We start from the raw sequence: 23,430 nt of genomic DNA, 5'->3' as shown, positions 1-23,430 counted from the left end.
CCTGCGAGACTGGAGGCATGAGCACGACAGCCGACAGCGACACCATCGCGCAGGACGTTTCCGCCGCAGACGCATCGAAGGAGAGTGCACCGACCAACCGTCGACAGCCCTTCCCCCGCGGTTTCCTCGAGACGATCTCGACGGGATGGGCCGAGCGGCCCGAATCCACGCCGACCGCGCGGGCGCAGGCCGCGTATGCGGCGGACCGCCGCGCGATCCTGTCCGCGGCGTTCCCGGGCATGCGGCTGGTGATCCCCGCCGGCGACGCCCACGTCCGCAGCAACGACACCGACTACCCGTTCCGGGCGCACTCGGCGTTCGCCCACCTGACCGGATGGGCAGCGGATTCCGAGCCCGGCGCGGTGCTGGTCTTCGAGCCCACGGATGGCGGTCACGACGTCGTCCTGCACTTCCGTGAGCGCGCGGACCGCACGACCGCGGAGTTCTACGCCGATGCATCCGTCGGCGAATTCTGGATCGGTCCCCGTCCATCGCTCGCGGGCGTCGCTGCCGACCTCGCGCTGACGACGGCGCACGTGGACACCTTCGAGTCGCGCAGCACCGATCTCGTCGTGGGCGAGGATGACGACCTCACGCGAGCCGTCTCGGAGCTGCGACTCGTCAAGGACGAGTACGAGATCGAGCAGATGCGGCTCGCCGTCGAGGTCACGGCTCGCGGATTCGACGACATCGTCGCCGATCTGCCGAAGATCATCGAGCACCCACGCGGGGAGCGCATCGTCGAGGGCGTGTTCCACCTCCGCGCCCGCTCCGAGGGTAATTGGGAGGGCTACGACACGATCGCGGCATCCGGACCGCACGCGTGCTATCTGCATTGGACCCGCAACGACGGCGCGGTCGTCCCGGGCGATCTCATCCTGGTCGACGCGGGGGTCGAGGTCGACAGCCTGTACACGGCCGACATCACCCGCACGATCCCTGTCAGCGGCACGTTCTCGCCCACGCAGCGGCGCGTCTACGAGACGGTGCGCGAAGCGGCGGACGCGGCTTTCGCCGTCGCCCGCCCGGGTGTCACGTTCCGTTCCGTGCACGAAGAGGCCATGCGGGTCATCGCGACGAGGGTCGCCGAATGGGGCCTGCTCCCGGTCACCGCGGAAGAGGCGCTGGACGCCGACGCGGGTGGCCAGCATCGTCGCTACATGGTGCACGGGACCAGCCACCACCTCGGAATCGACGTGCACGACTGTGCGCAGGCGCGCCGCGAGATGTACTACGACGGCATCCTCGAAGCCGGCATGGTGTTCACCATCGAGCCCGGGCTGTACTTCCAGATCGACGACCTGACGGTGCCGGAGGAGTTCCGCGGAATCGGCGTCCGCATCGAGGACGACATCCTGCTGACCACCGACGGTCCGGTGAACCTGTCGGCATCGATTCCGCGGACGGCCGACGAGGTCGAGGAGTGGGTTCGGCGGCTGAACGCCCGCTGACGTGGCGACCTTTACGCCACCGCCCGCCTTCACCACCCGACCGACCCTCACGGGGACGTTCGGGATGGCCGCCTCCACGCACTGGCTCGCCACGGCGACCGCGCAGTCCGTGCTGGAACGAGGAGGCAATGCGTTCGATGCCGTTGCGGCGGGCGGCTTCGTGCTCCACGTCGTGGAGCCGCACCTCAACGGCCCCGGCGGCGACCTGGTCGGGATCTTCGTGACCGCTTCCGAGCCGGGCGTGCCCGTGGTGCTCGTCGGGCAGGGGCCCGCGCCGGCGGCCGCGACGATCGAGCACTTCGGGCTCGAGGGTCTCGACCTGGTCCCCGGAGCCGGCGGCCTCGCTGCGGCGGTGCCGGGCGCGGTCGACGCGTGGCTGACGCTGCTGCGCGACCACGGCACGTGGGAGATCGCCGAGGTGCTGGGCTACGCGATCGGCTACGCCCGGGACGGGCACCCTCTGCTTCCGCAAGCGGCCGCGACGATCGCGCGAGTGGCGGCGCTCTTCACCGACCACTGGCCCACGTCCGCCGAGCTGTGGATGCCGGACGGGGAGCTGCCCGCAGCAGGTTCACTCCATCGCAACCCCGCCTACGCCGACGTGCTGGGGGACCTCGTCGCGGCCGGTGCCGGTGCGCATGACCGCGCCGGACGCATCGACGCAGCGCTGCACGAGTGGCGTCACGGCCGCGTCGCGCACGACGCTTCCGCGTTCCTGGCTGCTCCTCACCGCCACTCGGACGGAGCCGATCACGCCGGACTCATCCGGTCCAGCGATTTCGAGGCGTTCGCCGCGTCGTACGAATCCGCCGTCACCGTCGAGTTCCGCGGCCACACGGTGGCGAAGGCGGGTCCGTGGACGCAGGGTCCGGCGCTCCTGCAGGCCCTTCGCATCCTGGAGGGCTACGCCGACACCGAGCTCGACCCGTCGACCGAGCGCGGCGCGCACCTGCTCCTCGAAGCGCTCGGGCTCGCGCTCGCCGACCGCGACGCCTACTACGGCGACCCCTCTCCGCATCGGCCCGTCGTGCCGATCGACGACCTGCTCTCCCCCGCCTACGCCGCTCAGAGACGCGGTCTGATCGGTGAGAGGGTGTCAGAGGGGTGGAGCCCGGGAGTCGTGGATGGGGTGCCGCCGTTCCGCCCGCCCCTGCGTGCTGAGGGCGCAGGGGAGGCCGACCTCAGCGCGGTGGGCGAGCCGACCATCGCACGCACAGGCGACACGCGAGGCGACACCTGTCACATCGACGTCGTCGACCGCTGGGGGAACATCGTGGCCGTCACGCCCTCGGGCGGGTGGTTGCAGTCCTCGCCCACGATCCCGACGCTGGGCTTCTGCCTCGGCACCCGTCTGCAGATGACCTGGCTCGATCCAGAATCGCCCTCGGCGCTGATGCCCGGTCGTCGCCCGCGGACCACCCTGACTCCGACGCTGGTGCTGCGCGACGGCCGCGCGATGATGGCCATCGGCACACCCGGGGGCGATCAGCAGGAGCAGTGGCAGCTTGCTGCCTTACTTCGCATGCTCGCCGGCGGGTACACGCCCCAGCAGGCGATCGACGCCCCCGCGCTGCACTCGACGGCGCTCATCGACTCGTTCTGGCCGCGGGCGTTCGCGCCCGCCGGCGCGGTGGTCGAGGACCGCCTCGGCGACGACCTCATCGAAGGACTGCGGCGACGCGGCCACGTCGTCACGCGGGCGGGCGAGTGGATGCTGGGCCGCCTGTCGGCTGTCGGCATCGATCATGTTCGGGGGACGCTGTGGGCGGCCGCAAACCCGCGTGGTGCGCAAGGATACGCCTCCGGCCGCTGAGCGTCCAGCGGTCAGGGCATCAGGAACTGCGCGACGAGCGGCGCCAGGTCTGCGCCGATCGCGTCGGCCGCCCGCCGGCGACCCGCCACCTCGAACGAATGGCCGCCGCCCTCGACCCACTCGATGCGAGCCGATGGGCACGATGCGACGGCAACCTCGAGCTGTTCGTGCGGATCGACGAACGGGTCCTTGGTACCCGACAGGAACAGCTGAGGCATCGGGATCGAGGGAAGGTGGGCGGCACGCAGCTTCGCCGGATCCCCGGGGGGATGCAGGGGGTAGCCGAGGTACACGAGTCCGGCCGGCGTGATGGCACCCTCGGCCGCGGCCATCGAAGCCATCCGTCCGCCGTACGACTTCCCCATCGCCCACACCGGCAGGTCGGTCACGGTTCCGGCGAACGCGAAGGCGGCCACCCACGTCGCGATCGCGTGAGCGGCCGGTCCGGGCATCCGTCTCCCGGCCTCTCGATAGGGGAAGTTGATCCGCACCGTCGACACGTGCGCGTCCCGCAGCCCGTCTGCGAGGCCGCGCAGGAACGGGTGGTCGTAGGCGGCACCCGCGCCGGGTGCGATGACCGCCAGGGCTCGTGCATCGGCGGCGACCGTGACGGCCGCCGACACGTCGACCGAGGCCCCCGACGGAAGCGCCACCACGAGGCGCTGCTCCCCCTCGGACGAGGACACGGGCGGTGCTACTCGGGACGCGACGGCTGCGCGACGAACGACGCCGGCTGAGCGCCGGACGGCGCGGGCGCAGGCTCCGGCTCGGGGATGGGCGAAGGCTCCGGGGATGCCGGCGGTGCGACCGACCGCGGCGGAACGGGCTCCCCCGCAGGCTCGGGCGACAGCGGAGGTGTGGCCGAGCTCGGGGGCTCGGGAGCCACCGGGGCGCCGGGCGAGACCACGGGCTCATCCGTGGGCGGCGTCGGCGTCGTCGGCGGGAGCCGCTCTCCGTACTGCGGCGGATCGGCGGACGCGGGGCCGTCGTCGGCCGGTACCGGCGCCGTCGCAGGGGCGGGCGCCGGGGGCGCCGTCGGAAGATGCGTGCCGAGCACCTGACGCGCGCGGTGGATGCTCGAGTCGCTGACCGTCACTTCGTAGCGGTCGGCGACGACCTGCATCACCGAAGCGAAGTCCCGACGGCGGCGCACGATCGAGTACGTCACGATGCTGAGCAGCATCCCGATCGCGATGCCGACGAAGAGCACGCCGACGAAGGCCTGGATGGGCACCGAGGGCGACCCCAGCACGAAGATCGCCGAGAAGACGAGCCCGAGGAGAAGCCCGTTGATGGCTCCGGACCGGGCCGCGGTGGCGTAGCCGAGCTTGCCGGTGACCCGCTCGATGGAGCGCAGACCCTGACCGACGATCGCGATGTCGCGGGCGGGCACCTCTCCCGAGATGAGGGTCGAGACGGCCTTCTGCGCGGCTTCGTACTGCGCGAAACTGGCCACGACCTGTCCGACGTCCTCGCGTCCCGCAGGGATCCTGCCGCCCATCATGCTCATGCTTGCATTCTCGCATGGGCTCCTCGGCGTTCCCTCGACGCCGGTCGTGGGGCGGCTCCGGCCGGTTGCGGCGACGACGCGGACGCGCCGGTCGGACGGGACGAGCGGGCTACGCTGGACGCATGAGCACGCAGAGGGTTTTCGTCGCGCGCCTGACCGGGTGCACGGTCTTCGACCCGGCCGGCGACCGTCTGGGCAAGGTCCGTGACGTCGTCGTCATCTATCGCCGAGACGATCCTCCGCGCGTGATCGGTCTGCTCGTCGAGATCCCCGGCCGGCGGCGCGTCTTCCTGTCGATCAATCGCGTCTCGTCCATCGCGACCGGACAGGTCATCAGCACCGGCCTGATCAACGTGCGGCGCTTCGAACAGCGGGGCGGCGAAGTGCGCGTCATGGCCGAGCTGCTGGGCCGCCGGGTCTACCTCTCCGACGGGTCGGGACACGCGGTCATCGAAGACGTCGCCATCGAGCGCAACCGACTCGGCGAGTGGGATGTCGGTCAGCTGTTCCTCCGCCGACCGAAGACCAGCGCATCGCCGTTCGCGAAAGGCACCACGACGTTCGCCAACTGGTCCGACGTCCGCGAGCAGCAGCTCCCCGGTGAGGCGCAGTCCGCCGAGCAGCTCGTGGCGAGCTATTCGGAGCTCAAGGCCGCCGACCTCGCCAACACCCTCCTCGACCTGCCCGAAGAGCGCATGCTCGAGGTGGCGGAGGAGTTGTCCGACGAGCGTCTCGCCGACGCACTCGAGGAGATGCCCGAGGACGATCAGGTGCACATCCTCGAACAGCTCGGCGACGAGCGCGCGGCCGACATCCTCGACGCGATGGAGCCGGATGACGCGGCCGACGTCCTTGCGCAGCTTCCGGAGGGGCGACTCGAGCAGCTCCTGGACCTGATGGAGCCCGACGAGGCCGACGACGTGCGTGCGCTGCTGAAGTACGGACCGGACACGGCAGGCGGATTGATGACGCCCGAGCCCATCGTCCTCTCGGCCGACGCGACCGTCGCAGAGGCCCTCGCCCTGATTCGTCGCCATGAGCTGCACCCGGCACTTGCGGCATCCGTCTTCGTGACCCTCCCGCCCTACGAGACCCCGACCGGTCGCTTCCTCGGCACCGTGCACTTCCAGCGGATGCTGCGCTATCCGCCGCACGAGCGTCTGGGTGCCATCATCGACGACACGCTCGACCCGCTCCCCGCGAACGCGTCGGCCGCCGATGTGGCACGCGACCTCGCCAGCTACAACCTCGTGTCGCTTCCGGTCGTGGACCCCGCCCACCGCCTGGTCGGGGCCGTCAGCGTCGACGACGTCCTCGACTATCTGCTGCCGGACGACTGGCGCTCGCACAACGACGATGACCGCGCGGCCGGCCCGGCGGTCACTCCCGCTCCCATCCTTCCGAGGAGGCGCTGATGGCCCGCGGCTCTCGCCCCGTGTCGCTCGACGCCCCGCGGGGGCGCTCCGGCATCATCAGTCGCAACCCTCAGCCGTCGCGCGATCGCTTCGGGCGCTTCTCGGAGTCGTTCGCGCGCGGGATGGGGACCTCCGGGTTCCTGATCGGCATGACGATCTTCGTGGTCGTGTGGCTGATGTGGAACTCGCTGATGCCGGTCGCGTGGCAGTTCGACCCTCGCGCGACGAACTTCACCCTGCTGACCCTGATCCTGTCGTTGCAGGCCTCGTATGCCGCGCCCCTGATCCTGCTCGCGCAGAACCGGCAGGACGACCGCGACCGGGTGCAGATCGAGCAGGATCGTCAGCGCGCGGAACGCAACCTCGCCGACACCGAATACCTGGCGCGCGAGATCGTCGCACTGCGGATGGCGCTCACCGAGGTCACTTCCGAGGTCGTCACGAAGGACACCCTGCGCCACGAGCTGAAGGCGCTCCTCGAGCAGCTGGACACCCGCCTCAGTCCCGACGACGGCGGGGACGGGGCCGACGCCCGCGACACGTCGTTCGACCGGCCGGTCGAACGACGTCCATGACGCTCGACATCTCCGCCACCGTCCTGCGCAGCGTGGGCGCGGTCATCGACCCGGAGCTGCGCCGGCCGCTGTCAGAACTCGACATGGTCCGGGGGGCGGTCGTGGAGGACGGCGTCGCCCGCGTCGGGATCGCCCTCACGATCGTCGGATGCCCCGCAGCGTCCCGCATCGAAACCGAGGTGCGCGCGGCCGCGGCGTCCGTCGTCGGCGTCGACCGGGTCGACCTCACCATCGGGATCATGTCGCCCGACGAGCGACGTGCCCTCACCGAGAAGCTCCGCGGCGGTCGCGCCGCTCGCGAGATGCCGTTCGGCCCCACCTCGCTCACGCGGGTCATCGCGGTGACGAGCGGGAAAGGCGGCGTGGGCAAGTCGACGGTCACGGCCAACCTCGCCGTGGCCCTCGCCCGGCGCGGACTCGCCGTCGGACTCATCGACGCGGACGTCCACGGCTTCTCGATCCCCGGACTGCTCGGACTCGTGGGTCCGGACGGGCTGGCGCCGGTTCCGACGCGCATCGACGACCTGATGCTCCCACCGGTCGCGTACGGCGTGAAGACGATCTCGATCGGCATGTTCCTGCGCCGCGACGCGGACGCACCATTGGGTGCCGTCGCATGGCGCGGTCCCATGCTCCACCGCACCGTTTCGCAGTTCCTCACCGACGTCTACTTCGGCGATCTCGATGTGCTGCTGCTGGACATGCCGCCCGGGACGGGCGATGTGGCGATCTCGGTCGGCCAGCTCCTCCCCCACGCCGACGTCCTCGTCGTCACGACACCGCAGTCCGCCGCCTCCGACGTCGCCGTCCGGAGCGGACTCGTGGCCCGCCAGACGGGGCAACGTGTGGTGGGAGTGGTCGAGAACATGGCGCCGATGACCCTTCCCGACGGGACCACGCTCGATCTGTTCGGATCAGGCGGAGGCGGGGAGGTGGCCGTGGCGCTGTCCACGGACGACTTCGCGGTGCCCCTGCTCGCGTCGATTCCGCTCAGCCCGGCGCTGCGGATCGACGCGGATGCCGGCATCCCGGTCGTCATCGCCCACCCCGACGACCCGTCGGCCGCCGCGATCACCGAGGTCGCGGCATCCCTCGCCGCCGAACCCCGCGGCCTCGCTCGGCGTCCGCTGCCGATGCGACCACGCTGACCGGATGCGACGTCAGGTCGATTCGGAGTCGTAGGGCGTGGGCTCGTCGTCGGCACGCGGCCGCTCCTGCTCCGGCGTGGAATCTGTGGCGGCCAAAATCGCCGCGGAGGCGCTCACTGCTTTGACCGTCGGCACCGGCGGATCGTCCAGGAGGGCTTCCCGGATGATGCGGCGGGGGTCGTACTGGCGCGGATCGAGTTTGCGCCAATCGACGTCGTCGAAATCCTCGCCCATCTCCTCCTTGACGCGAGACCGCGCGCCCTGGAGGAAGTCCCGCGCGCGCGCCGTCCAGTGCGCGAGACCCTCGGCGTAGCGAGGGAGGCGCTCAGGACCGATCAGCACTGCCGCGATCAGTCCGATCAGCAGCAGCTTCTCGATGGAGAGCCCGAAGAACATGACCTCAGATTACCGCCGCGCCTGAAGGACGGGCACCACCCGCGCGCATAGGCTTGCCGTCTGGGAGGCTCCACATGGGCGATCACGACGCGAATCACAGGTTCGCCGCCGAGGCGACGGTCGAACCCGACCACATCGCGCGAGCACGGGCGCACGCGCTCGAATTGGGGGCCGCGCCCATCAGCGCCGAAGTCGGCGCGCAGATCGCCGTCATCGCCGCCGCCTCCCAGGCGCTGAACATCGTCGAGATCGGCACGGGCGCCGGGGTCTCGGGGCTGTGGCTGCTGCACGGGTCGCCGCGTGCGACCCTGACGAGCATCGACAACGAACCGGAGCACCTCGGCGTGGCGCGACGCGTCTTCGCCGACGCGAAGATCCCCGCCGCGCGGGCGCGCTTCATCACCGGGCGCGCGAAAGAAGTGCTGCCCCGCATGAACGAGGCCTCGTACGACATCGTGCTCGTCGATGCCGACCCCGAAGGCGTCATCGAGTACGTCGAGCACGGTCTGCGCCTCGTGCGCGCCGGCGGTACCGTGCTCATCCCCCGGGTGCTGGCAGGCGGGGCCGTCGCCGACCCCGTTCGCCGTGACGCGGTGACGAGCGCCTACCGCTCGCTCATCCACGAGACGCAGTCCTCCCCTGCCGTCATCGGCGCCCTGTCGATCGTCGGCGAAGGCCTTCTCCAGCTGACCACCGTGCCCGAGACGCCCGCGCGCTGACGGCACTGGCCGCGCAGCCGGCGCCGCCGCACGCGAGAACGGCCGGTCCCGAGGGACCGGCCGTTCGAATCGTGAAGGAGTCAGACGGGCGCGACGACCGCACCCAGCACGCCGTAGAGTTCCTTGGCTTCTGCGTCGTTGACGGAGACGACGAGGCGTCCGCCACCCTCCAGCGGTACCCGGACGATGATCAGGCGTCCTTCCTTCACGGCCTCCATCGGCCCGTCCCCGGTCCTCGGCTTCATGGCTGCCATCGTGGCTCCCTTTCCTCGTAGGTCTGCCGTCAAGTTTATCCCGCGTCAGGGGGCTGCGGATAATCCGCGGGAAGCGCGTACCGGACGGCTCACGGAATCTGCCAATACGTGTTCCCGAGCGCGTACATGTTGTAGATCCACCACCACTGCCCCAGCAGGCAGAGGAGGAGCACACCGACGCGCCACCCGCGCGACCTCGGCACGGCGACCACGCCCCAGAGCGGAGACAGCGGGAGCAGCAGCCGGAAGATGCTCGACTGCGGAAAGAAGACGGCGAGCAGGTACAGCAGGTAGCTCGCTGACCACAGCCGCACCTCCACCCCCACCCGGCGGGCGGCGGGAAGCAGGATCAGGGCCGCGGCGAGTGCCGCGACGCCCAGCGCGAGGGCGACGTAGCCGGTGACCTCGCCGAGACCCCACGTCGTGAACCAGAACGCCGTGGCCTGGAGGAAGCCTTCGAACGGGACGAAGGCGCCCGCGGTGTCGGGGAGCCAGTTGCGTCGCCAGGCGAGCTCCGTCGCGAGATATGCTCCCGGATCCCCGGTCACGACCCCGGCTGCCACCTGCCAGGCGAAACCGGTGACGGTCGCGAGCGCGGCCAGCGCGATGAGGTGCACCACTTCCGCTGTGCGCAACGGCTCGATCTCGCGCCGTATCCACCGCCAGATGCCGAAAAGGGCGAGGAACAGCGCGAACGCGAGCACACCGGGCCGGGTGAACGCCATCAGGGGAATCAGCAGGTAGAGCCACACGTATCGACGGCGGATGACCATCAGTAACGAAAGGAACAGCCAGAGGAGGAAGAGCGACTCCGCGTACCCCACCTGGAACATCGCAGCCAACGGTCCCGCCGTGAAGAAGACAACGGCCCACAACGCCGCGGAATGATCGAGCCGCGGGCGCAGCATCCGATACAGGGTGACGCTCGCGCCGTACCCCGCCACGAGCGAGACGAGAACCGCGGCCGCGCCCCAGGAACCCATGATCCAGCCGAGGCCGTTCGACAGGTATGCGTAGATCGGCATGAACGCCCAGGAGTTCTCCGCCACACCGCCCGACTCCGTCAGCGGCATGGTGGTCGGGTAGCCGTTCAGCGCGGTGTACCAGTACCACTGGGCGTCCCACCCGACCATGAGGTCGGCGATGGTCGCGTTCTCCCCGAACCGCGATGTCGCGCCCGACATCTGCGCGGCGACGACCAGGAAGCCCGTCGTGACGAGACGCGCCACGAGGTAGTACGCGCCGATCTGGACGGCGACCGGCAGGCCGCGCCACGGTCGCGCCGGCGCCGCCCGTTCCTCGGTCAGTGCGTCGTCAGCCACGACCGCAGCCCGCGCTCCACGTCCTCGATCTGCGAGAGCGCCACGCGTTCCTCGTCGTGGTGGGCGAGCATCGGATCGCCGGGGCCGTAGTTCACGGCCGGCACGCCCAGCGCCGAGAAGCGGGCGACATCCGTCCAGCCGTACTTCGGACGCGGTTCCGCTCCGACGGCGAGGACGAACTCCTGGGCCAGGGCGGCGTCCAATCCGGGACGGGCACCCTCGGCGACATCGATGACGTCCACCTCGAAGCCCTCGAAGACCTCGCGCACGTGCTGCTCCGCTCCGGCACCGCTCACGCTGGGCGCGAATCGGTAGTTGACCTCGATCTCGCAGAGGTCGGGGATGACGTTGCCGGCCACTCCGCCGTTCACCCGGACGGCGTTCAGACCCTCGCGATACACCAGACCGTCCACCGGCACCTCTCGCGGCCGGTAGTCCGCCAGGCGCTGCAGTACGGGCGCGGCGGCGTGGATCGCGTTCTCGCCGATCCACGCGCGGGCGCTGTGAGCCCGGACGCCACGGGTGCGGACGATCGCGCGGAGGTTGCCGTTGCAACCGCCCTCCACCGTGCCGTTCGACGGCTCGCCGAGGATGGCGAAGTCGCCCTCGAACAGATCGGGGCGCGTCCTCGCGAGGCGCGTGAGTCCGTTCAGATCGGCGTCGACCTCCTCGTGGTCGTACCACATCCATGTGAGGTCGACACGGGCGTCGGTCAGCTCGGCGGCGAGCTTCAGCTGCACCGCGACACCGGCCTTCATGTCCACCGTGCCTCGACCCCACAGGTACGGCGCGCCGTCGATCTCGACGTCCCGCGTCGGGACGTTGTCGTTGATGGGGACGGTGTCGATGTGTCCCGCGATCACGACGCGCTGCGCACGGCCGAAAGCGGTGCGCACGACGATCGTGTCGCCGTCGCGGTAGAAGTCGAGGTGCTCGAGGTCGCGCACGGCCGCCTCGATCGCATCGGCGAGGGATGCTTCGTCCCCCGACACGCTGGGGATGTCGCAGATCGTCCGGGTGAGGTCGACGGCGGACGAGGAGAGATCGAGCGCGGGCATGCGGCGATTCTACCGAGCCTCCGCGGTGCGGCCACGGGAGCCCTCCGCATCCGGCCGGCCGGCCCGTTCGCTAGCGTGGAGGACATGAGTGCAGAACGGTGGGTATGGGGCTTCGGTCTCGCGACGATCTCGAGCGACGGGACGGTGCTGGACACCTGGTATCCCGAGCCGCGCCCGGGAAGACTGCCCGCAGCGAACGAGCTGCAGGGCTTCCCCGAGCACCTCGAGCCCTTCGCGACGCCCGATCCGCGGCGCGCGGTGACCGTCGAGACAGTCGCCGTCGAGATCGACCTCAGCGCTCCCCCGCGTCGGACGGTCGACGCCTACCTGCGACTGCACGCACTGTCGCATCGTCTGACGCGACCTGGTGACCTGAACCTGGACGGCATCTTCGCCCACCTCCCCACCGTCGCCTGGACCACCGCCGGGCCGGTGCATCCCGCCGACCTCGCCCGGCTCCGCCCCGCCCTCATGCGCGCCGGGATCCAGGTGCAGAGTCTCGACAAGTTCCCCCGCATGCTCGACTACGTCATACCACCCGGAGTGCGCATCGCCGACGCCTCGCGTGTGCGACTCGGCGCCTACCTCTCGCCCGGCACCACCGTGATGCACGAGGGTTTCGTGAACTTCAACGCGGGGACCCTCGGCAGCTCGATGGTCGAGGGACGAATCTCGCAGGGCGTCGTCGTCGGCGACGGCAGCGACATCGGCGGGGGCGCATCGATCATGGGAACCCTCTCCGGCGGCGGGGCCCACAGGGTGTCGATCGGGGCGCGCACGCTTCTGGGGGCGAATGCCGGTGTCGGCATCTCGCTGGGCGACGACTGCATCGTCGAGGCCGGTCTTTACGTCACCGCCGGCTCGAAGATCGTTCTCGCCGACGAACCGGTCCGTCATGACGGGTCGCGCCCCGTGGCCAAGGGCGCCGACCTCTCCGGTCGGAACGGCCTCCTCTTCCGTCGCAACTCGCTCACCGGAGCGATCGAGGCCGTCCACCGCGCGGGGGTCGGCGTGACCCTGAACGAGGCGCTGCACGCCTGACGCGGCATCCGTCCCTCGTCGGTGCGCCGCTTCGCACGCGCGACGTCACCCGGACGAGCGCGACTCGCGTTCGACGGGAGCGGTGGGCGTGACGACGTCCTCGCGGGCGTCGACGAGGCGCTGCCCCGACAGCACACCCGGCAGGCCACGACCGCGATCCGTCGTGAACAGCATGACGACACCGGCCACGGCGAGGGCGGCGCTGAGCAGGTTGAAGGGCGCCGGGAGCATGCCGGCGAGCACGATTCCCCCGATGCCGCCGAGGTAGCGCAGGAGCCGCGCGAGCGGAACGGGCAGCGGTCCGCCGACGTAGCGCAGTTCGACCGCGAGGTCGCCGATCGTGCGGCCCTTCGCCAGTGTCACCGCGAGCCACAGTCCCGCCGTCACGATCCCACCCGCAGCGGAGGCCACGGTTCCGTCCTGGGAGAGGTCGGTGCGTCCGGCGAGGATGAGGACCAGCTGCACCAGCAGCGCCACGGCGGCCTGCACCAGCACGGCCCCGAGGTAGTCACAGAACATCACCAGGATGCGGCGGCGCTTGCTCACGGGATCGGGCTCGTCGGCGTCGTCGGTGCGCGCGAGTCCGCGGTGCCGCCGGGGCACGACCAGGGACAGCAGCGCGCCGATCATCGCCCCGGTCGTGTTGGTCAGCAGATCGCCCACGTCGAAAACGCGGTACGCGCAGGGATAGATGCCCCAGACCCCGGTGATCTGCGTCGTCTCGATGAAGGCCGAGACGCCGAGTCCGATGAGCACGGTGACGACGAAGCCTCGCCCCAGCAGGGCTCGGACGAAGAACCCCAGCGGGAGGAACAGCACGATGTTCAGCGCCAGCTGCAGGACCTCGGGACTCGTGAGCGGATTGCCCGGTCGTCGCAGCCCCGCCTGCACATCACGGATCACCCCCCTCGGGTCGAGCTCGACACCCGCGCAACGGATCGTGTCGGGGTCCGGCAGCGGCAGCAGTGTGTAGGTCCAGATGGCGAAGAAATAGACCAGGAACGCCGCCCACCCCACCACCCGCCAGAAGGTCAGTCCTCCCCGCCGCCGATAGCTGATGGCCACGAACGGCACGAACAGCGCGATGCCCGCGACGACCCCGCAGACGATCGCGAGGACACCCAGCTCGATTTGATCACGCACGGCCGCAGTTTAGGGGGCCACGACATCCGTCCGGTGCAGCGCACCCCGCCCGTCGGTGCGCGCGTAGAGTCGCACCACCGACCGAAGGAGTGCACGTGGGCAAGCGCATGAAGAAGGACCTGTACGAATCCGAGCTGATGATCCTGCAGGCGAAGCTCGTCGACATGCAGGCATGGGTGCAGGCCAGCGGTGCGCGCATCGTGGTGATCTTCGAGGGCCGGGATGCCGCGGGCAAGGGCTCGACCATCAAACGCGTCTCGGAGTACCTCAACGCCCGCGTCACGCGCATCGTCGCCCTGCCGACGCCCAGCGAACGCGACAAGACGCGGTGGTACTTCCAGCGCTACGTCCCCCACCTGCCCGCCGCCGGAGAGATCGTCCTGATGGATCGCTCCTGGTACAACCGCGCCGGCGTCGAACACGTGATGGGCTACTGCACGAGCGAGCAGTACCACCGCTTCCTGCACCAGACCCCGATCTTCGAGCGGATGCTGGTGGAGGACGGCATCATCCTGCTGAAGTACTGGTTCTCGGTCTCGGACGTGGAGCAGGAGAAGCGCTTCCAGTCGCGCAACGAGGACCCGATGCGCCGGTGGAAGCTGAGTCCCAACGACGTGCTCGCGATCACCAAGTGGGAGGACTACTCGCGCGCGAAGGACACCATGCTGGTGCACACCGACATCCCGGAGGCCCCGTGGTACGAGGTCGACAACGAGGACAAGCGCCGAGGACGGATCAACACGATCGCACACCTGCTCTCGAAGGTGCCGTACGAGCTCATCGAACGCGAGCCGATCGAGATTCCACCGCGGCCTGCGTCGGGGGGGTACGAGCGCGCTCCGCACAACGAGGACGCCACCGTGCCCGATTATGCGGCTGAGCTCGAGCACAGCAGATCGGCGGCCAAGAAGGCCGACAAGATCGACGGCAAGTCCAAGGGCGGCAAGCACAAGGTCGCCGCGAGGATCGCCGCGAAGGGCGTGAAGAACGGCGACGGCAAGGTCTGACACAACGGTGCGCGCCCGCTCGTCGCGGACGCGCACCGTTCTTGTCAGACAGCGCCGGGGTAGTCGCGCTGCGCGGCGCCGATGTAGAGCTGCTGAGGCCTGCCGATCTTGGTCTGCGGGTCGTGCTGCATCTCGCGCCAGTGCGCGAGCCAGCCGGGGAGGCGGCCGATGGCGAACAGCACCGTGAACATGCGCGTCGGGAAGCCCATCGCCTTGTAGATCACGCCGGTGTAGAAATCGACATTGGGATACAGGCGGCGCTCTTTGAAGTAATCGTCGTTGAGCGCGATCTCCTCGAGCTCCTTCGCGAGGTCGAGTAACGGATCGCTGACGCCCAGCGCTTCGAGCACCTCATCGGCCGACTCCTTCACGAGCTTCGCGCGGGGGTCGTAATTCTTGTAGACGCGGTGCCCGAAGCCCATGAGCTTGACGCCGTCTTCCTTGTTCTTGACGCGCTCGACGAAGCGCTGCACGCTCTCACCGGAGTCGCGGATACGGCCGAGCATGTCGAGCACCGCTTCATTGGCGCCGCCGTGCAGCGGGCCGTACAGCGCATTGATGCCGGCCGAGATCGACGAGAACTGGTTCGCGCCGGTGGAACCGACGAGACGCACAGTGGAGGTCGAGGCGTTCTGCTCGTGGTCCTCGTGCAGGATCAGCAGGCGCTCGAGGGCACGGGACATCACCGGATTGATCTCGTAGATCTCCGACAGGACGCCGAAGTTGAGCTTGAGGAAGTTGTCGACGAACCCCAGGGAGTTGTCGGGGTACAAGAATGCCTGGCCGATGCTCTTCTTGTGCGCGTATGCCGCGATCACGGGGAGCTTGGCGAGCATGCGGATGGTGTTGAGCTCCACGTGCTCGGGGTTGTTCGGGTCGGATTCGCTCTCGTAGTACGTCGAGAGGGCGGCCGTCGCCGACGAGAGCACCGACATCGGGTGCGCCGTGCTCGGAAGCGAGGAGAAGAAGCGCTTCAGGTCTTCGTGCAGCAGGGTGTGGTGACGGATGCGCTCGTCGAACGCGGCCAGCTCATCGGCCGTCGGGAGCTCGCCGTAGATCAGCAGCCATGCCACCTCGAGATAGGTGCTGTTCTGCGCCAGTTGTTCGATCGGGTAGCCGCGGTAGCGCAGGATGCCCTGATCGCCGTCGATGAATGTGACGCCCGACTTGGTCGCCGATGTGTTGACGAAGCCGTAATCGAGGGTGGTGTGCCCGGTCTGCCGGGTGAAGGTCGAGATGTCGACGCTCGCAGCCCCGTCGGTGCCTGCGAGCACCGGGAACTCGGCAGTCTTACCGCCGATCGTGAGGGTGGCCTTCTCCTGCTGGGTGTCCGCGTCGCTCACGGCGCCTCCTTGCGATTTCTGGTCGGTCGGGGTGTCGTCCGTCGTCCGGGCGAGCCGTGGACTCCCCCGCACACCGGGTCGTGCGGAGGACGGAGGGTGCCGCATCGCCGCGTTTCCTACAGCCTAGTGGGCCTGCGAACCCACTACCGCACCCGCCAACGCTCCGCGGATTCGGCTGGAGGAAACCTCCGAAACGGATGCTTCGCTCCCGGTCCGGCGGGGGAATCAGCCGCGCAGCCGAGCCCCCGCCGCGGCGATGCGCTCGTCCGACGCGGTGAGCGAGAGCCGGATGTGCTGCGGGAAGTGGTCTCCGTAGAAGTGTCCGGGGCCGGCCAGGATGCCGAGGTCTGCGAGCCGTCCCATGCTCTCCCAGGCATCGCGTCCCTCGGTCACCCAGAGGTAGAGACCTGCTTCGCTGTGGTCGATGCGGAACCCCGCAGCCTCCACGGCCGGTTTGAGGACGTCGCGGCGCGCACGGTAACGATCTTTCTGCGCTGCGACGTGATCGTCGTCGCTCAAGGCCGCGGCCATGGCCGCCTGCACGGGCGCCGGGGGCATCAGACCCAGGTGCTTGCGAGCGGTGAGCAGCCTTGCGACAACGTCGGGGTCTCCCGCGAGGAAAGCCGCCCGGTACCCCGCGAGGTTGGACTGCTTGCTCAGCGAGTACACCGACAGGATGCCGCGCAGATCGCCGTCGGTCACGCGCGGGTCCAGCACGCTGGGCACCGGTTCCCGCTCCCACGGGCCGTCCCACCCGAGCTCGGCGTAGCACTCGTCCGAGGCCACCACCGCGCCGAGCTGCCGCGCCCTGGTCACCGCGGCGCGGAGGTCCGCAGCATCCATCACCGCACCGTCGGGGTTACCAGGCGAATTCAGCCAGACGAGCTTCGTGCCGGCCGGCCAGTCGGCGGGGTCGTCCGAGGCGAGGGACGTCGCCCCGACGAGCCGGGCGCCCACCTCGTACGTCGGGTAAGCCGCTCGCGGGTGCACGACGGTGTCGCCCGCGCCGAGGTCGAGCAGCAGCGGCAACAGCGCGACGAGCTCTTTGGAGCCGATCGTGGGCAGGACGTGGTCGGCAGTCAGCCCCGCCACCCCTCGGCGGCGGGCGTACCACGCGACGATGGCCTCGCGCAGCGCCGGCGTACCGACCGTCTGCGGGTAGGCATGGGCGTCCGTCGCCGCCGCCAGCGCGCGCGCGATCAGCGCGGGCGTCGGATCGACCGGTGACCCGATCGACAGATCGACGATGCCGTCGGGATGTGCCCGCGCGCGCTCCGCGTAGGGGGCGACGGCGTCCCAGGGGTAGTCCGCGAGGTCGGAGACGCCCATCCGCAGCTACTCGCCCTGGGGCGGGAGCACGCTGATGACCGGGTGGTCCTTCGGGATGACCCCGGTCTTGGCGGCACCGCCGGGCGATCCGATGTCATCGAAGAACTCGACGTTCGCCTTGTAGTAATCGCGCCACTCGTCGGGTAGGTCGTCTTCGTAGTAGATGGCCTCGACGGGGCAGACGGGCTCGCATGCACCGCAGTCCACGCACTCGTCGGGGTGGATGTACAGCGAACGTTCGCCCTCGTAGATGCAGTCGACAGGGCACTCGTCGATGCAGGCGCGATCCTTGACATCGACGCAGGGAAGGGCGATCACATACGTCACGAGAACAGTCTAGTTCGCCGAAACGGACGGGCCCTCCGTGTGCGGCATCGCGACGGCGCGGTGGCGGGACAGATCCGGCCACGCCACGACGATGGCGACGAGGACGGGCACGGCGATCGTCCAGATGATCCCCGTGTTGATCTCGCCCTCAGCGGGTTGGGGCACGATGACGGATCCTCCCGGTCCTCGTCCCGAGAACACGAGGGTCGCGATCATCATCCCCAGGCCCGCACCGAGGGCGGTCCAGCGGTCCGACGTCAGGAGGCGCACCGCGGCCAGCAGCGCCGCGCTGCCGACGATCGCCAGGATCAGCCCGAGGGGGAACCAGCCGAGCTGGTAGCTCTGGGCGATGGTGCCGGCGAGGCCGTAGACCGCTCCCACGAGCGCGGAGATGACCCAGGAGCCGACGCGAGACCAGGAGAAGGACACCGGGTAAGTCTAGGTGCGGCTGGTGCGGCGCCGAATCGGGAGCGATCATCTCTTGCGGAGTTCGCAGGTCGCCTCAGGCGGCCCAACCCCACAACCGCAGAAGCGCGGCCGTCCCCGCCGCCGCGACGACGACGACCAGGAACGGCGCGCGCACGAGCAGCAGCCCGGCCGCGACGAGCAGCGCCGGGACGCGCGCGTCGACGACGATGGTCTGGCCGACGCCTAGCGCCTGCACGCCCACGAGCGCCGCCAGAAGGGCGACCGTCAGCAGGTCGGCGATGCGCGCCGGCCTCGGCGCCTCGAGCACGCTCGTCGGCACCAGGTACCCGAGCGTCTTCAGCGCGACGCAGATGATGGATGCCACGAGGACCGCCGTCCATAGGGTCATGGCAGTCCTTCCCGTTCGGGCACGTCGCCGGGTTCGACGATGCTGCCGCCCGTCTGGGTGCTCGAACGCCCCAGCCAGTTGAACCAGCCGACGACGACCGCGACGACGGCTGCGACGATGACCGGCACACCGGGCATGAGCACGGGCGTCAGCACCACCGCGACGACCGCAGAAGCGACTCCGACGGCGATGGCCTGCCGTCGACGCAGGCGCGGCCACAGCAGCGCGAGGAAGGCGGCCGCGGCCGCAGCATCCAGTCCGTACGCCCGCGGGTCGCCGAGCACATCCCCCAGCAGAGCCCCGGCAAGCGTCGACACGTTCCACCCGATGTAGATGCCCACCCCGGTGACCCAGAACCCGATCGTGCGGGCTCGCGGGGTGTGCTGCGCCAGCGACACGGCCGCCGACTCGTCGATCGTGAACTGCGCGGCGGCTGCGCGTCGCCAACCTCCGGCGCCGATGACCGGTGACATCCGCATGCCGTAGGCGACGTTGCGAACGCCGAGAAGCGACGCCGATGCGATGGCGGCGGGTGCCGCGGCCAGCCCGCCCGCCCCGATGACGCCGACGAACGCGAACTGCGACCCGCCCGTGAACATCAGCAGGCTGAGCACGCAGGTCTGCCAGATGTCGAGCCCGGATGCCACGCCCAACGCGCCGAACGAAATGCCGTAGGCGCTCGTGGCGAAGGCCACGCCGAGCGCCTCCCGCCATGCGCGCCGCGCGTGGGGGTCGGCGGTGGTGCTCACGTCGTCGAGCCTATCGACGCGCCCGCACGGGCCGCGTCGCGTGGTGCTGCGCGAACGGTCGCGACACGCCGTCACGCACCACCACGCTCCGCGGCACGCGGCATGTCGCGACCGCTCGCCGGACGAAGGCAGCCGCGCCGAGAGACCGCGAACGCAGACAGGGACGCGGACGGGGACGACGGGCGCGAACGCGAACGGGGACGGATGCCGCGGCATCCGTCCCCGTTCGGTCAGGTCTTCGAGACTCAGGCGTTCGCGTTCGCGTCCTGGCGCTTCAGGCGGGCGGTTGCGCGCGCGCGCTCGGTCGCGTCGAGCGCGACCTTGCGGATGCGGACGATCTCGGGCGTGACCTCGACGCACTCGTCCTCGCGGGCGAACTCGAGGCTCTCCTCGAGTGAGAGCTGCCGCGACGGGGTCATCGACTCGAACGTGTCGGAGGTGGACTGACGCATGTTGGTCAGCTTCTTCTCCTTCGTGATGTTCACGTCCATGTCGTCGTTGCGCGAGTTCTCGCCGATGACCATGCCCTCGTAGACCTCCTGGGTCGGCTGGACGAAGAACGACATGCGCTCCTGCAGGGCGATGATGGCGAAGGGCGTGACGACTCCCGTGCGGTCGGCGACGATCGATCCGTTCTGACGGGTGACGATCTGACCGGCCCACGGCTCGTAGCCGTGCGAGATCGCGTTGGCGATACCCGTGCCGCGGGTCGTCGTGAGGAACTCCGTACGGAAGCCGATGAGACCGCGCGAAGGCACCACGAACTCCATGCGCACCCAGCCGGTGCCGTGGTTGGTCATGTTCTCCATGCGGCCCTTGCGTGTGGCCAGCAGCTGGGTGATCGCACCGAGGTACTCCTCGGGTGCATCGATCGTCAGGTGCTCGAAGGGCTCGTACGTCTTGCCGTCGACCTTCTTCGTGACCACCTGGGGCTTGCCCACCGTCAGTTCGAAGCCCTCACGACGCATGTTCTCGACGAGGATGGCCAGGGCGAGCTCGCCGCGGCCCTGCACCTCCCAGGCGTCGGGGCGTCCGATGTCGACGACCTTCAGCGAGACGTTGCCGATCAGTTCGCGGTCGAGGCGGTCCTTGACGAGGCGCGCGGTCAGCTTGTGACCCTTCACCTTGCCGGCGAGCGGCGACGTGTTGGTGCCGATCGTCATCGAGATCGCGGGGTCGTCGACGTGGATCTGCGGCAGCGGACGGACGTCTTCCGGGTCGGCGATGGTCTCGCCGATGGTGATGTCGGGGAAGCCCGCGATGGCGACGATGTCGCCGGGCGCCGCGCTCTCGGCCGGGTAGCGCTCGAGCGCGCGGGTCTTCAGCAGCTCGGTGATGCGAGCACTGCTGACGGTGCCGTCCGCCCGCACCCATGCGACCGTCTGACCCTTCTTCAGCGTGCCGTTGAAGACGCGCAGAAGGGCGAGACGCCCGAGGAACGGGCTGGAGTCGAGGTTCGTGACCCATGCCTGCAGCGGCGCCTCGTCGTCGTACGCCGGAGCGGGGACGTGCTGCAGGATCGCCTCGAACAGCGGCTCGAGGTCGTCGTTGTCGGGCAGCGAGCCGTTCTCGGGACGATTGCGCGACGCGGCGCCCGCGCGACCGCTCGCGTAGACGACGGGGACGTCCAGCAGCGCGTCGACGTCGAGGTCGGGCACGTCGTCGACGAGGTCGGATGCGAGACCCAGGAGGAGGTCGTGCGCTTCCTCCTCGACCTCGGCGATGCGGGCATCGGGCCGGTCGGTCTTGTTGACCAGCAGGATGACGGGAAGCTTGGCCTCGAGCGCCTTGCGGAGCACGAAACGGGTCTGCGGGAGCGGGCCCTCGCTCGCGTCGACCAACAGGACGACGCCGTCCACCATCGACAGGCCGCGCTCGACCTCGCCGCCGAAGTCGGCGTGGCCGGGGGTGTCGATCACGTTGATCGTGACCGGGGTGTCGCCCGCGTGAACGCCCTTGTACGTGATCGCGGTGTTCTTCGCGAGGATCGTGATGCCCTTCTCACGCTCGAGGTCGTTCGAGTCCATCGCACGTTCGTCCACGTGAGCGTGCTCTCCGAACGAGCCGGTCTGACGCAGCATGGCGTCGACGAGGGTGGTCTTGCCGTGGTCGACGTGGGCAACGATCGCGACGTTGCGTAGGTCTGAACGGTGGGCGCGCGCCATGAGGGTTCCTTGCAAAGTTTGGGGGTTTCGCCGGGATCCGGCCTTTTCAGCTTACCGCAGGCATCCGAGAGGAACCCGGGAGCACCTCCCGCACGCGGAACGGGGCGGGATTCCCAAGAATCCCGCCCCGTCCCCACCGGCCCGAAGGTCGGTCCGTGCTACTTCTTCCAGCCGACGACGGTCCAGTCGACCGTGGCGGAGACGCCGAACATCGTGGCGCCGTAGTTGACGAGTCCCTGCTTCACGGCCCAGACCTCAGGCAGCGGAGCGATCGGGAACATCGGCATGTAGGACCAGATCTTCTCGTTGATCTCGTTGGCGATCGTGATGCGCTTCGCCGGGTCGAGCTCCTCGTTGGCCTGCGTCCACAGGTCGCCGAGCGCGTCGTCCGTCGTGCCGGTGAAGTTCTGACCGGAATCGAGCGGGTAGAACAGCGACTCCGTCGAGGAGATCGGGAAGGCCGTACCCTGCCAGGAGAACGACACCATCTCGAAGTTGCCGGGAATCACGTAGTCGCTGAAGTACTGCGCGGCGGGAACCGTCGTCAGCTCCACCGGGATCCCGAACTCGCCGAGGTCGGCCTGAACCTGCTCGGCACGCTGGATGTTGGTGGCGGTGTCAGCGGGAACCGTGATGGTGAGCTTGAGCTCCGTGCCATCCTTCGTCCACGTGTCGCCGTCCTTCGTGTAACCGGCGTCGCCGAGGAAGCCCTCCGCGGCCGACGGGTCGAGCGGAAGCGCCTTGTCGTCGTAGCCTTCCTGCCCGTTCATGAAGATGTAGTCACCCTGCGTGACGGCCGGCACACCCACGGGCGTGTTCGCCGCAGCGGCGATCTGCTCGCGGTTGACGATCGAGGCGACCGCCTTGCGGACGTTGACGTCCGAGAGCGGGCCCTCCTTGGCGTTCATCGTCACGTGCGTCCACGTCAGACCGTTGGTGGCCTGAAGCTCGGCGTCCTCGCGGGACTTGGCCGTCGCGTAGAGGTCGGCGTTGGCCGAGATCTCGAGCGCGTCGATCTCCTTGTTGGCGAACGACGAACCCTGCTGGTCCTGGCTGACGACCTTGAACAGGATGGTGTCGAGCTTCGGCGTCTCACCCCACCACTTCTCGTTCGGCGTCAGCGTGACGACCTGACCGGTCTGGTCGATGTCGGAGATGACGTACGGGCCCATCGAGGGCATCGCCTGAGCGGTGTAGCCCTCGTTGAACGCCGTCGGGTCGGAGGCCACGGAGGCCGGGAGGACGAGTCCGAGAAGACCCTGCCAGTCGGCGTACTTCGCGCTGAACGTGATCTTCACGTCATACGCGTCCGTGCCCTGCTCGATCGACGAGATCTGATCCCAGCCGGTCGTCGAGACGGGAAGGAAGGCCTCGTTCGTGCCGTTGTTCGCCTGCCAGGTGGCCTGCCAGTCCGCGACGGTGATGGGCGTTCCGTCTTCCCACACGGCGTCGGGGTTGAGCTTCATCTCGACGACCTGGGGGTCTTCGCTGACGAGCTCGACCGAAGACGCGTAGTTCTCGTTGAGAACGGGCTCGCCGTCGGTGGTGATCTTGATCGGGCCGCCCTGGGTGGCCGCCAGGATCGTGTTCGTGTCGACGTCGTTGCCGTCGATCTCGAGGTTGTTGTAGTTGACCGGCAGGGCGCCGACGGCGAGCGTCAGCGTGCCGCCGTCCTGAACCTCATCGGCGGTGGCCGAATCCCAGTCGACGGTCGGCAGGTCGGCGGCAGCACTCGCGCTGGAGCTGGGTGCGGCCGTGTTACCGGCTGCGCAGCCCGAGACCAGCAGCGCGGCTGCGCCGAGCATGGCCAGAGCGCCGAGTGTTTTCACACTCCGTGTCCTCATCATG

Annotated in this window: 23 protein-coding genes; 8 read left to right on the top strand and 15 right to left on the bottom strand. The window is 69.4% G+C overall.

What is annotated here, in order from left to right; all coding sequences use genetic code 11:
- Positions 1 to 17: 17 nt before the first annotated feature.
- Both ACFXOO_RS04550 and ACFXOO_RS04545 read left to right on the top strand, forming a co-directional pair.
- Positions 18 to 1,451 (top strand): aminopeptidase P family protein, encoded by a 1,434-nt coding sequence (locus ACFXOO_RS04550; RefSeq protein WP_378838549.1) that lies wholly within the window; start codon positions 18 to 20, stop codon positions 1,449 to 1,451.
- Positions 1,452 to 1,515: 64 nt separating this feature from the next.
- The gene (locus ACFXOO_RS04545; RefSeq protein ID WP_394563207.1) at positions 1,516 to 3,264 is read left to right on the top strand and encodes a gamma-glutamyltransferase family protein; all 1,749 of its coding nucleotides are present in this window, start codon (positions 1,516 to 1,518) and stop codon (positions 3,262 to 3,264) included.
- 11 nt (positions 3,265 to 3,275) lie between these two features.
- On the opposite strand, the gene ACFXOO_RS04540 is transcribed toward ACFXOO_RS04545, so the two are convergent.
- On the bottom strand, positions 3,276 to 3,950 hold the full coding sequence (locus ACFXOO_RS04540; RefSeq protein ID WP_378838545.1) for an alpha/beta family hydrolase: 675 nt from the start codon (positions 3,948 to 3,950) through the stop codon (positions 3,276 to 3,278).
- Positions 3,951 to 3,958: 8 nt separating this feature from the next.
- Positions 3,959 to 4,774 (bottom strand): general stress protein, encoded by an 816-nt coding sequence (locus ACFXOO_RS04535; RefSeq protein WP_394562878.1) that lies wholly within the window; start codon positions 4,772 to 4,774, stop codon positions 3,959 to 3,961.
- A 122-nt stretch (positions 4,775 to 4,896) separates the two neighbouring features.
- Between ACFXOO_RS04535 and ACFXOO_RS04530 the strand changes: the two genes are divergently transcribed.
- From ACFXOO_RS04530 to ACFXOO_RS04520, 3 genes are read left to right on the top strand one after another with little or no spacing between them, the layout of a single operon-like run.
- Positions 4,897 to 6,189 (top strand): magnesium transporter MgtE N-terminal domain-containing protein, encoded by a 1,293-nt coding sequence (locus tag ACFXOO_RS04530; RefSeq protein WP_378838540.1) that lies wholly within the window; start codon positions 4,897 to 4,899, stop codon positions 6,187 to 6,189.
- The gene (locus ACFXOO_RS04525) at positions 6,189 to 6,764 is read left to right on the top strand and encodes a DUF1003 domain-containing protein (RefSeq protein WP_394562877.1); all 576 of its coding nucleotides are present in this window, start codon (positions 6,189 to 6,191) and stop codon (positions 6,762 to 6,764) included. Before ACFXOO_RS04530 ends, ACFXOO_RS04525 begins: the two co-directional genes overlap by 1 nt.
- A complete protein-coding gene (locus ACFXOO_RS04520; protein WP_394562876.1) occupies positions 6,761 to 7,912 on the top strand; it encodes a P-loop NTPase in 1,152 nt (383 codons plus the stop codon). The genes ACFXOO_RS04525 and ACFXOO_RS04520 overlap by 4 nt, the downstream gene beginning before the upstream one ends.
- 12 nt (positions 7,913 to 7,924) lie before the next feature.
- On the opposite strand, the gene ACFXOO_RS04515 is transcribed toward ACFXOO_RS04520, so the two are convergent.
- Positions 7,925 to 8,308, bottom strand: coding sequence for a Sec-independent protein translocase TatB (locus tag ACFXOO_RS04515; protein ID WP_394562875.1), 384 nt, complete (start codon positions 8,306 to 8,308; stop codon positions 7,925 to 7,927).
- 74 nt (positions 8,309 to 8,382) lie between these two features.
- Between ACFXOO_RS04515 and ACFXOO_RS04510 the strand changes: the two genes are divergently transcribed.
- Positions 8,383 to 9,027, top strand: coding sequence for an O-methyltransferase (locus tag ACFXOO_RS04510; protein ID WP_378851090.1), 645 nt, complete (start codon positions 8,383 to 8,385; stop codon positions 9,025 to 9,027).
- 80 nt (positions 9,028 to 9,107) lie between these two features.
- On the opposite strand, the gene ACFXOO_RS04505 is transcribed toward ACFXOO_RS04510, so the two are convergent.
- From ACFXOO_RS04505 to dapE, 3 genes are all read right to left on the bottom strand, one after another.
- Entirely contained in the window at positions 9,108 to 9,281 is a 174-nt protein-coding gene (locus tag ACFXOO_RS04505; RefSeq protein ID WP_378838528.1) for a DUF3117 domain-containing protein, read from the bottom strand.
- Positions 9,282 to 9,370: 89 nt separating this feature from the next.
- Positions 9,371 to 10,603, bottom strand: a complete 1,233-nt coding sequence (locus tag ACFXOO_RS04500; protein WP_394562874.1) for a hypothetical protein — start codon at positions 10,601 to 10,603, stop codon at positions 9,371 to 9,373.
- A complete protein-coding gene (gene dapE, locus ACFXOO_RS04495) occupies positions 10,585 to 11,661 on the bottom strand; it encodes a succinyl-diaminopimelate desuccinylase (protein ID WP_394562873.1) in 1,077 nt (358 codons plus the stop codon). The genes ACFXOO_RS04500 and dapE overlap by 19 nt, the downstream gene beginning before the upstream one ends.
- Before the next feature lie 84 nt (positions 11,662 to 11,745).
- Between dapE and dapD the strand changes: the two genes are divergently transcribed.
- Positions 11,746 to 12,702, top strand: a complete 957-nt coding sequence (gene dapD, locus ACFXOO_RS04490; protein ID WP_394562872.1) for a 2,3,4,5-tetrahydropyridine-2,6-dicarboxylate N-succinyltransferase — start codon at positions 11,746 to 11,748, stop codon at positions 12,700 to 12,702.
- Between the two features lie 45 nt (positions 12,703 to 12,747).
- Here the strand turns inward: dapD and ACFXOO_RS04485 are convergent, their stop codons facing one another.
- Positions 12,748 to 13,845 (bottom strand): VanZ family protein, encoded by a 1,098-nt coding sequence (locus ACFXOO_RS04485; protein ID WP_394562871.1) that lies wholly within the window; start codon positions 13,843 to 13,845, stop codon positions 12,748 to 12,750.
- 107 nt (positions 13,846 to 13,952) lie between these two features.
- Between ACFXOO_RS04485 and ppk2 the strand changes: the two genes are divergently transcribed.
- A complete protein-coding gene (gene ppk2, locus ACFXOO_RS04480) occupies positions 13,953 to 14,852 on the top strand; it encodes a polyphosphate kinase 2 (protein WP_394563205.1) in 900 nt (299 codons plus the stop codon).
- 44 nt (positions 14,853 to 14,896) lie between these two features.
- Here ppk2 and ACFXOO_RS04475 read toward each other — a convergent pair whose 3' ends face one another.
- The 8 genes from ACFXOO_RS04475 to ACFXOO_RS04440 form a co-directional block, all read right to left on the bottom strand.
- The gene (locus tag ACFXOO_RS04475; protein WP_378838515.1) at positions 14,897 to 16,195 is read right to left on the bottom strand and encodes a citrate synthase; all 1,299 of its coding nucleotides are present in this window, start codon (positions 16,193 to 16,195) and stop codon (positions 14,897 to 14,899) included.
- A gap of 225 nt (positions 16,196 to 16,420) precedes the next feature.
- Entirely contained in the window at positions 16,421 to 17,524 is a 1,104-nt protein-coding gene (gene dapC / locus ACFXOO_RS04470; protein ID WP_394562870.1) for a succinyldiaminopimelate transaminase, read from the bottom strand.
- Positions 17,525 to 17,530: 6 nt separating this feature from the next.
- Positions 17,531 to 17,851: a ferredoxin gene (gene fdxA, locus ACFXOO_RS04465; protein WP_378838509.1), complete on the bottom strand. Its 321-nt coding sequence runs from the start codon at positions 17,849 to 17,851 to the stop codon at positions 17,531 to 17,533.
- A gap of 9 nt (positions 17,852 to 17,860) precedes the next feature.
- Positions 17,861 to 18,280 carry a DUF6113 family protein gene (locus ACFXOO_RS04460; protein WP_378838507.1) on the bottom strand — a complete coding sequence of 140 codons (420 nt, stop codon included), beginning with the start codon at positions 18,278 to 18,280 and terminating at the stop codon, positions 17,861 to 17,863.
- A gap of 73 nt (positions 18,281 to 18,353) precedes the next feature.
- Positions 18,354 to 18,668 carry an AzlD domain-containing protein gene (locus tag ACFXOO_RS04455; protein WP_394562869.1) on the bottom strand — a complete coding sequence of 105 codons (315 nt, stop codon included), beginning with the start codon at positions 18,666 to 18,668 and terminating at the stop codon, positions 18,354 to 18,356.
- Entirely contained in the window at positions 18,665 to 19,417 is a 753-nt protein-coding gene (locus tag ACFXOO_RS04450; protein WP_394562868.1) for an AzlC family ABC transporter permease, read from the bottom strand. The genes ACFXOO_RS04455 and ACFXOO_RS04450 overlap by 4 nt, the downstream gene beginning before the upstream one ends.
- Positions 19,418 to 19,662: 245 nt before the next feature.
- Positions 19,663 to 21,582 carry a translational GTPase TypA gene (gene typA / locus ACFXOO_RS04445; protein ID WP_378838499.1) on the bottom strand — a complete coding sequence of 640 codons (1,920 nt, stop codon included), beginning with the start codon at positions 21,580 to 21,582 and terminating at the stop codon, positions 19,663 to 19,665.
- Between the two features lie 158 nt (positions 21,583 to 21,740).
- The gene (locus tag ACFXOO_RS04440) at positions 21,741 to 23,411 is read right to left on the bottom strand and encodes an ABC transporter family substrate-binding protein (RefSeq protein WP_394562867.1); all 1,671 of its coding nucleotides are present in this window, start codon (positions 23,409 to 23,411) and stop codon (positions 21,741 to 21,743) included.
- Positions 23,412 to 23,430 lie beyond the last annotated feature (19 nt).

The organism is Microbacterium sp. P03 (genome assembly GCF_043556235.1).
GTDB lineage: Bacteria > Actinomycetota > Actinomycetes > Actinomycetales > Microbacteriaceae > Microbacterium.
This window is presented reverse-complemented; position numbering and strand designations above follow the sequence as displayed.

Coding starts and splice junctions, on each gene's coding strand:
- ACFXOO_RS04550 (WP_378838549.1), top strand. CDS start 18: ATGAGCACGACAGCCGACAGCGACACCATCGCGCAGGACGTTTCCGCC.
- ACFXOO_RS04545 (WP_394563207.1), top strand. CDS start 1,516: ATGGCCGCCTCCACGCACTGGCTCGCCACGGCGACCGCGCAGTCCGTG.
- ACFXOO_RS04535 (WP_394562878.1), bottom strand. CDS start 4,774: ATGAGCATGATGGGCGGCAGGATCCCTGCGGGACGCGAGGACGTCGGA.
- ACFXOO_RS04530 (WP_378838540.1), top strand. CDS start 4,897: ATGAGCACGCAGAGGGTTTTCGTCGCGCGCCTGACCGGGTGCACGGTC.
- ACFXOO_RS04525 (WP_394562877.1), top strand. CDS start 6,189: ATGGCCCGCGGCTCTCGCCCCGTGTCGCTCGACGCCCCGCGGGGGCGC.
- ACFXOO_RS04520 (WP_394562876.1), top strand. CDS start 6,761: ATGACGCTCGACATCTCCGCCACCGTCCTGCGCAGCGTGGGCGCGGTC.
- ACFXOO_RS04515 (WP_394562875.1), bottom strand. CDS start 8,308: ATGTTCTTCGGGCTCTCCATCGAGAAGCTGCTGCTGATCGGACTGATC.
- ACFXOO_RS04510 (WP_378851090.1), top strand. CDS start 8,383: ATGGGCGATCACGACGCGAATCACAGGTTCGCCGCCGAGGCGACGGTC.
- ACFXOO_RS04505 (WP_378838528.1), bottom strand. CDS start 9,281: ATGGCAGCCATGAAGCCGAGGACCGGGGACGGGCCGATGGAGGCCGTG.
- dapE (WP_394562873.1), bottom strand. CDS start 11,661: ATGCCCGCGCTCGATCTCTCCTCGTCCGCCGTCGACCTCACCCGGACG.
- dapD (WP_394562872.1), top strand. CDS start 11,746: ATGAGTGCAGAACGGTGGGTATGGGGCTTCGGTCTCGCGACGATCTCG.
- ppk2 (WP_394563205.1), top strand. CDS start 13,953: ATGAAGAAGGACCTGTACGAATCCGAGCTGATGATCCTGCAGGCGAAG.
- dapC (WP_394562870.1), bottom strand. CDS start 17,524: ATGGGCGTCTCCGACCTCGCGGACTACCCCTGGGACGCCGTCGCCCCC.
- ACFXOO_RS04455 (WP_394562869.1), bottom strand. CDS start 18,668: ATGACCCTATGGACGGCGGTCCTCGTGGCATCCATCATCTGCGTCGCG.
- typA (WP_378838499.1), bottom strand. CDS start 21,582: ATGGCGCGCGCCCACCGTTCAGACCTACGCAACGTCGCGATCGTTGCC.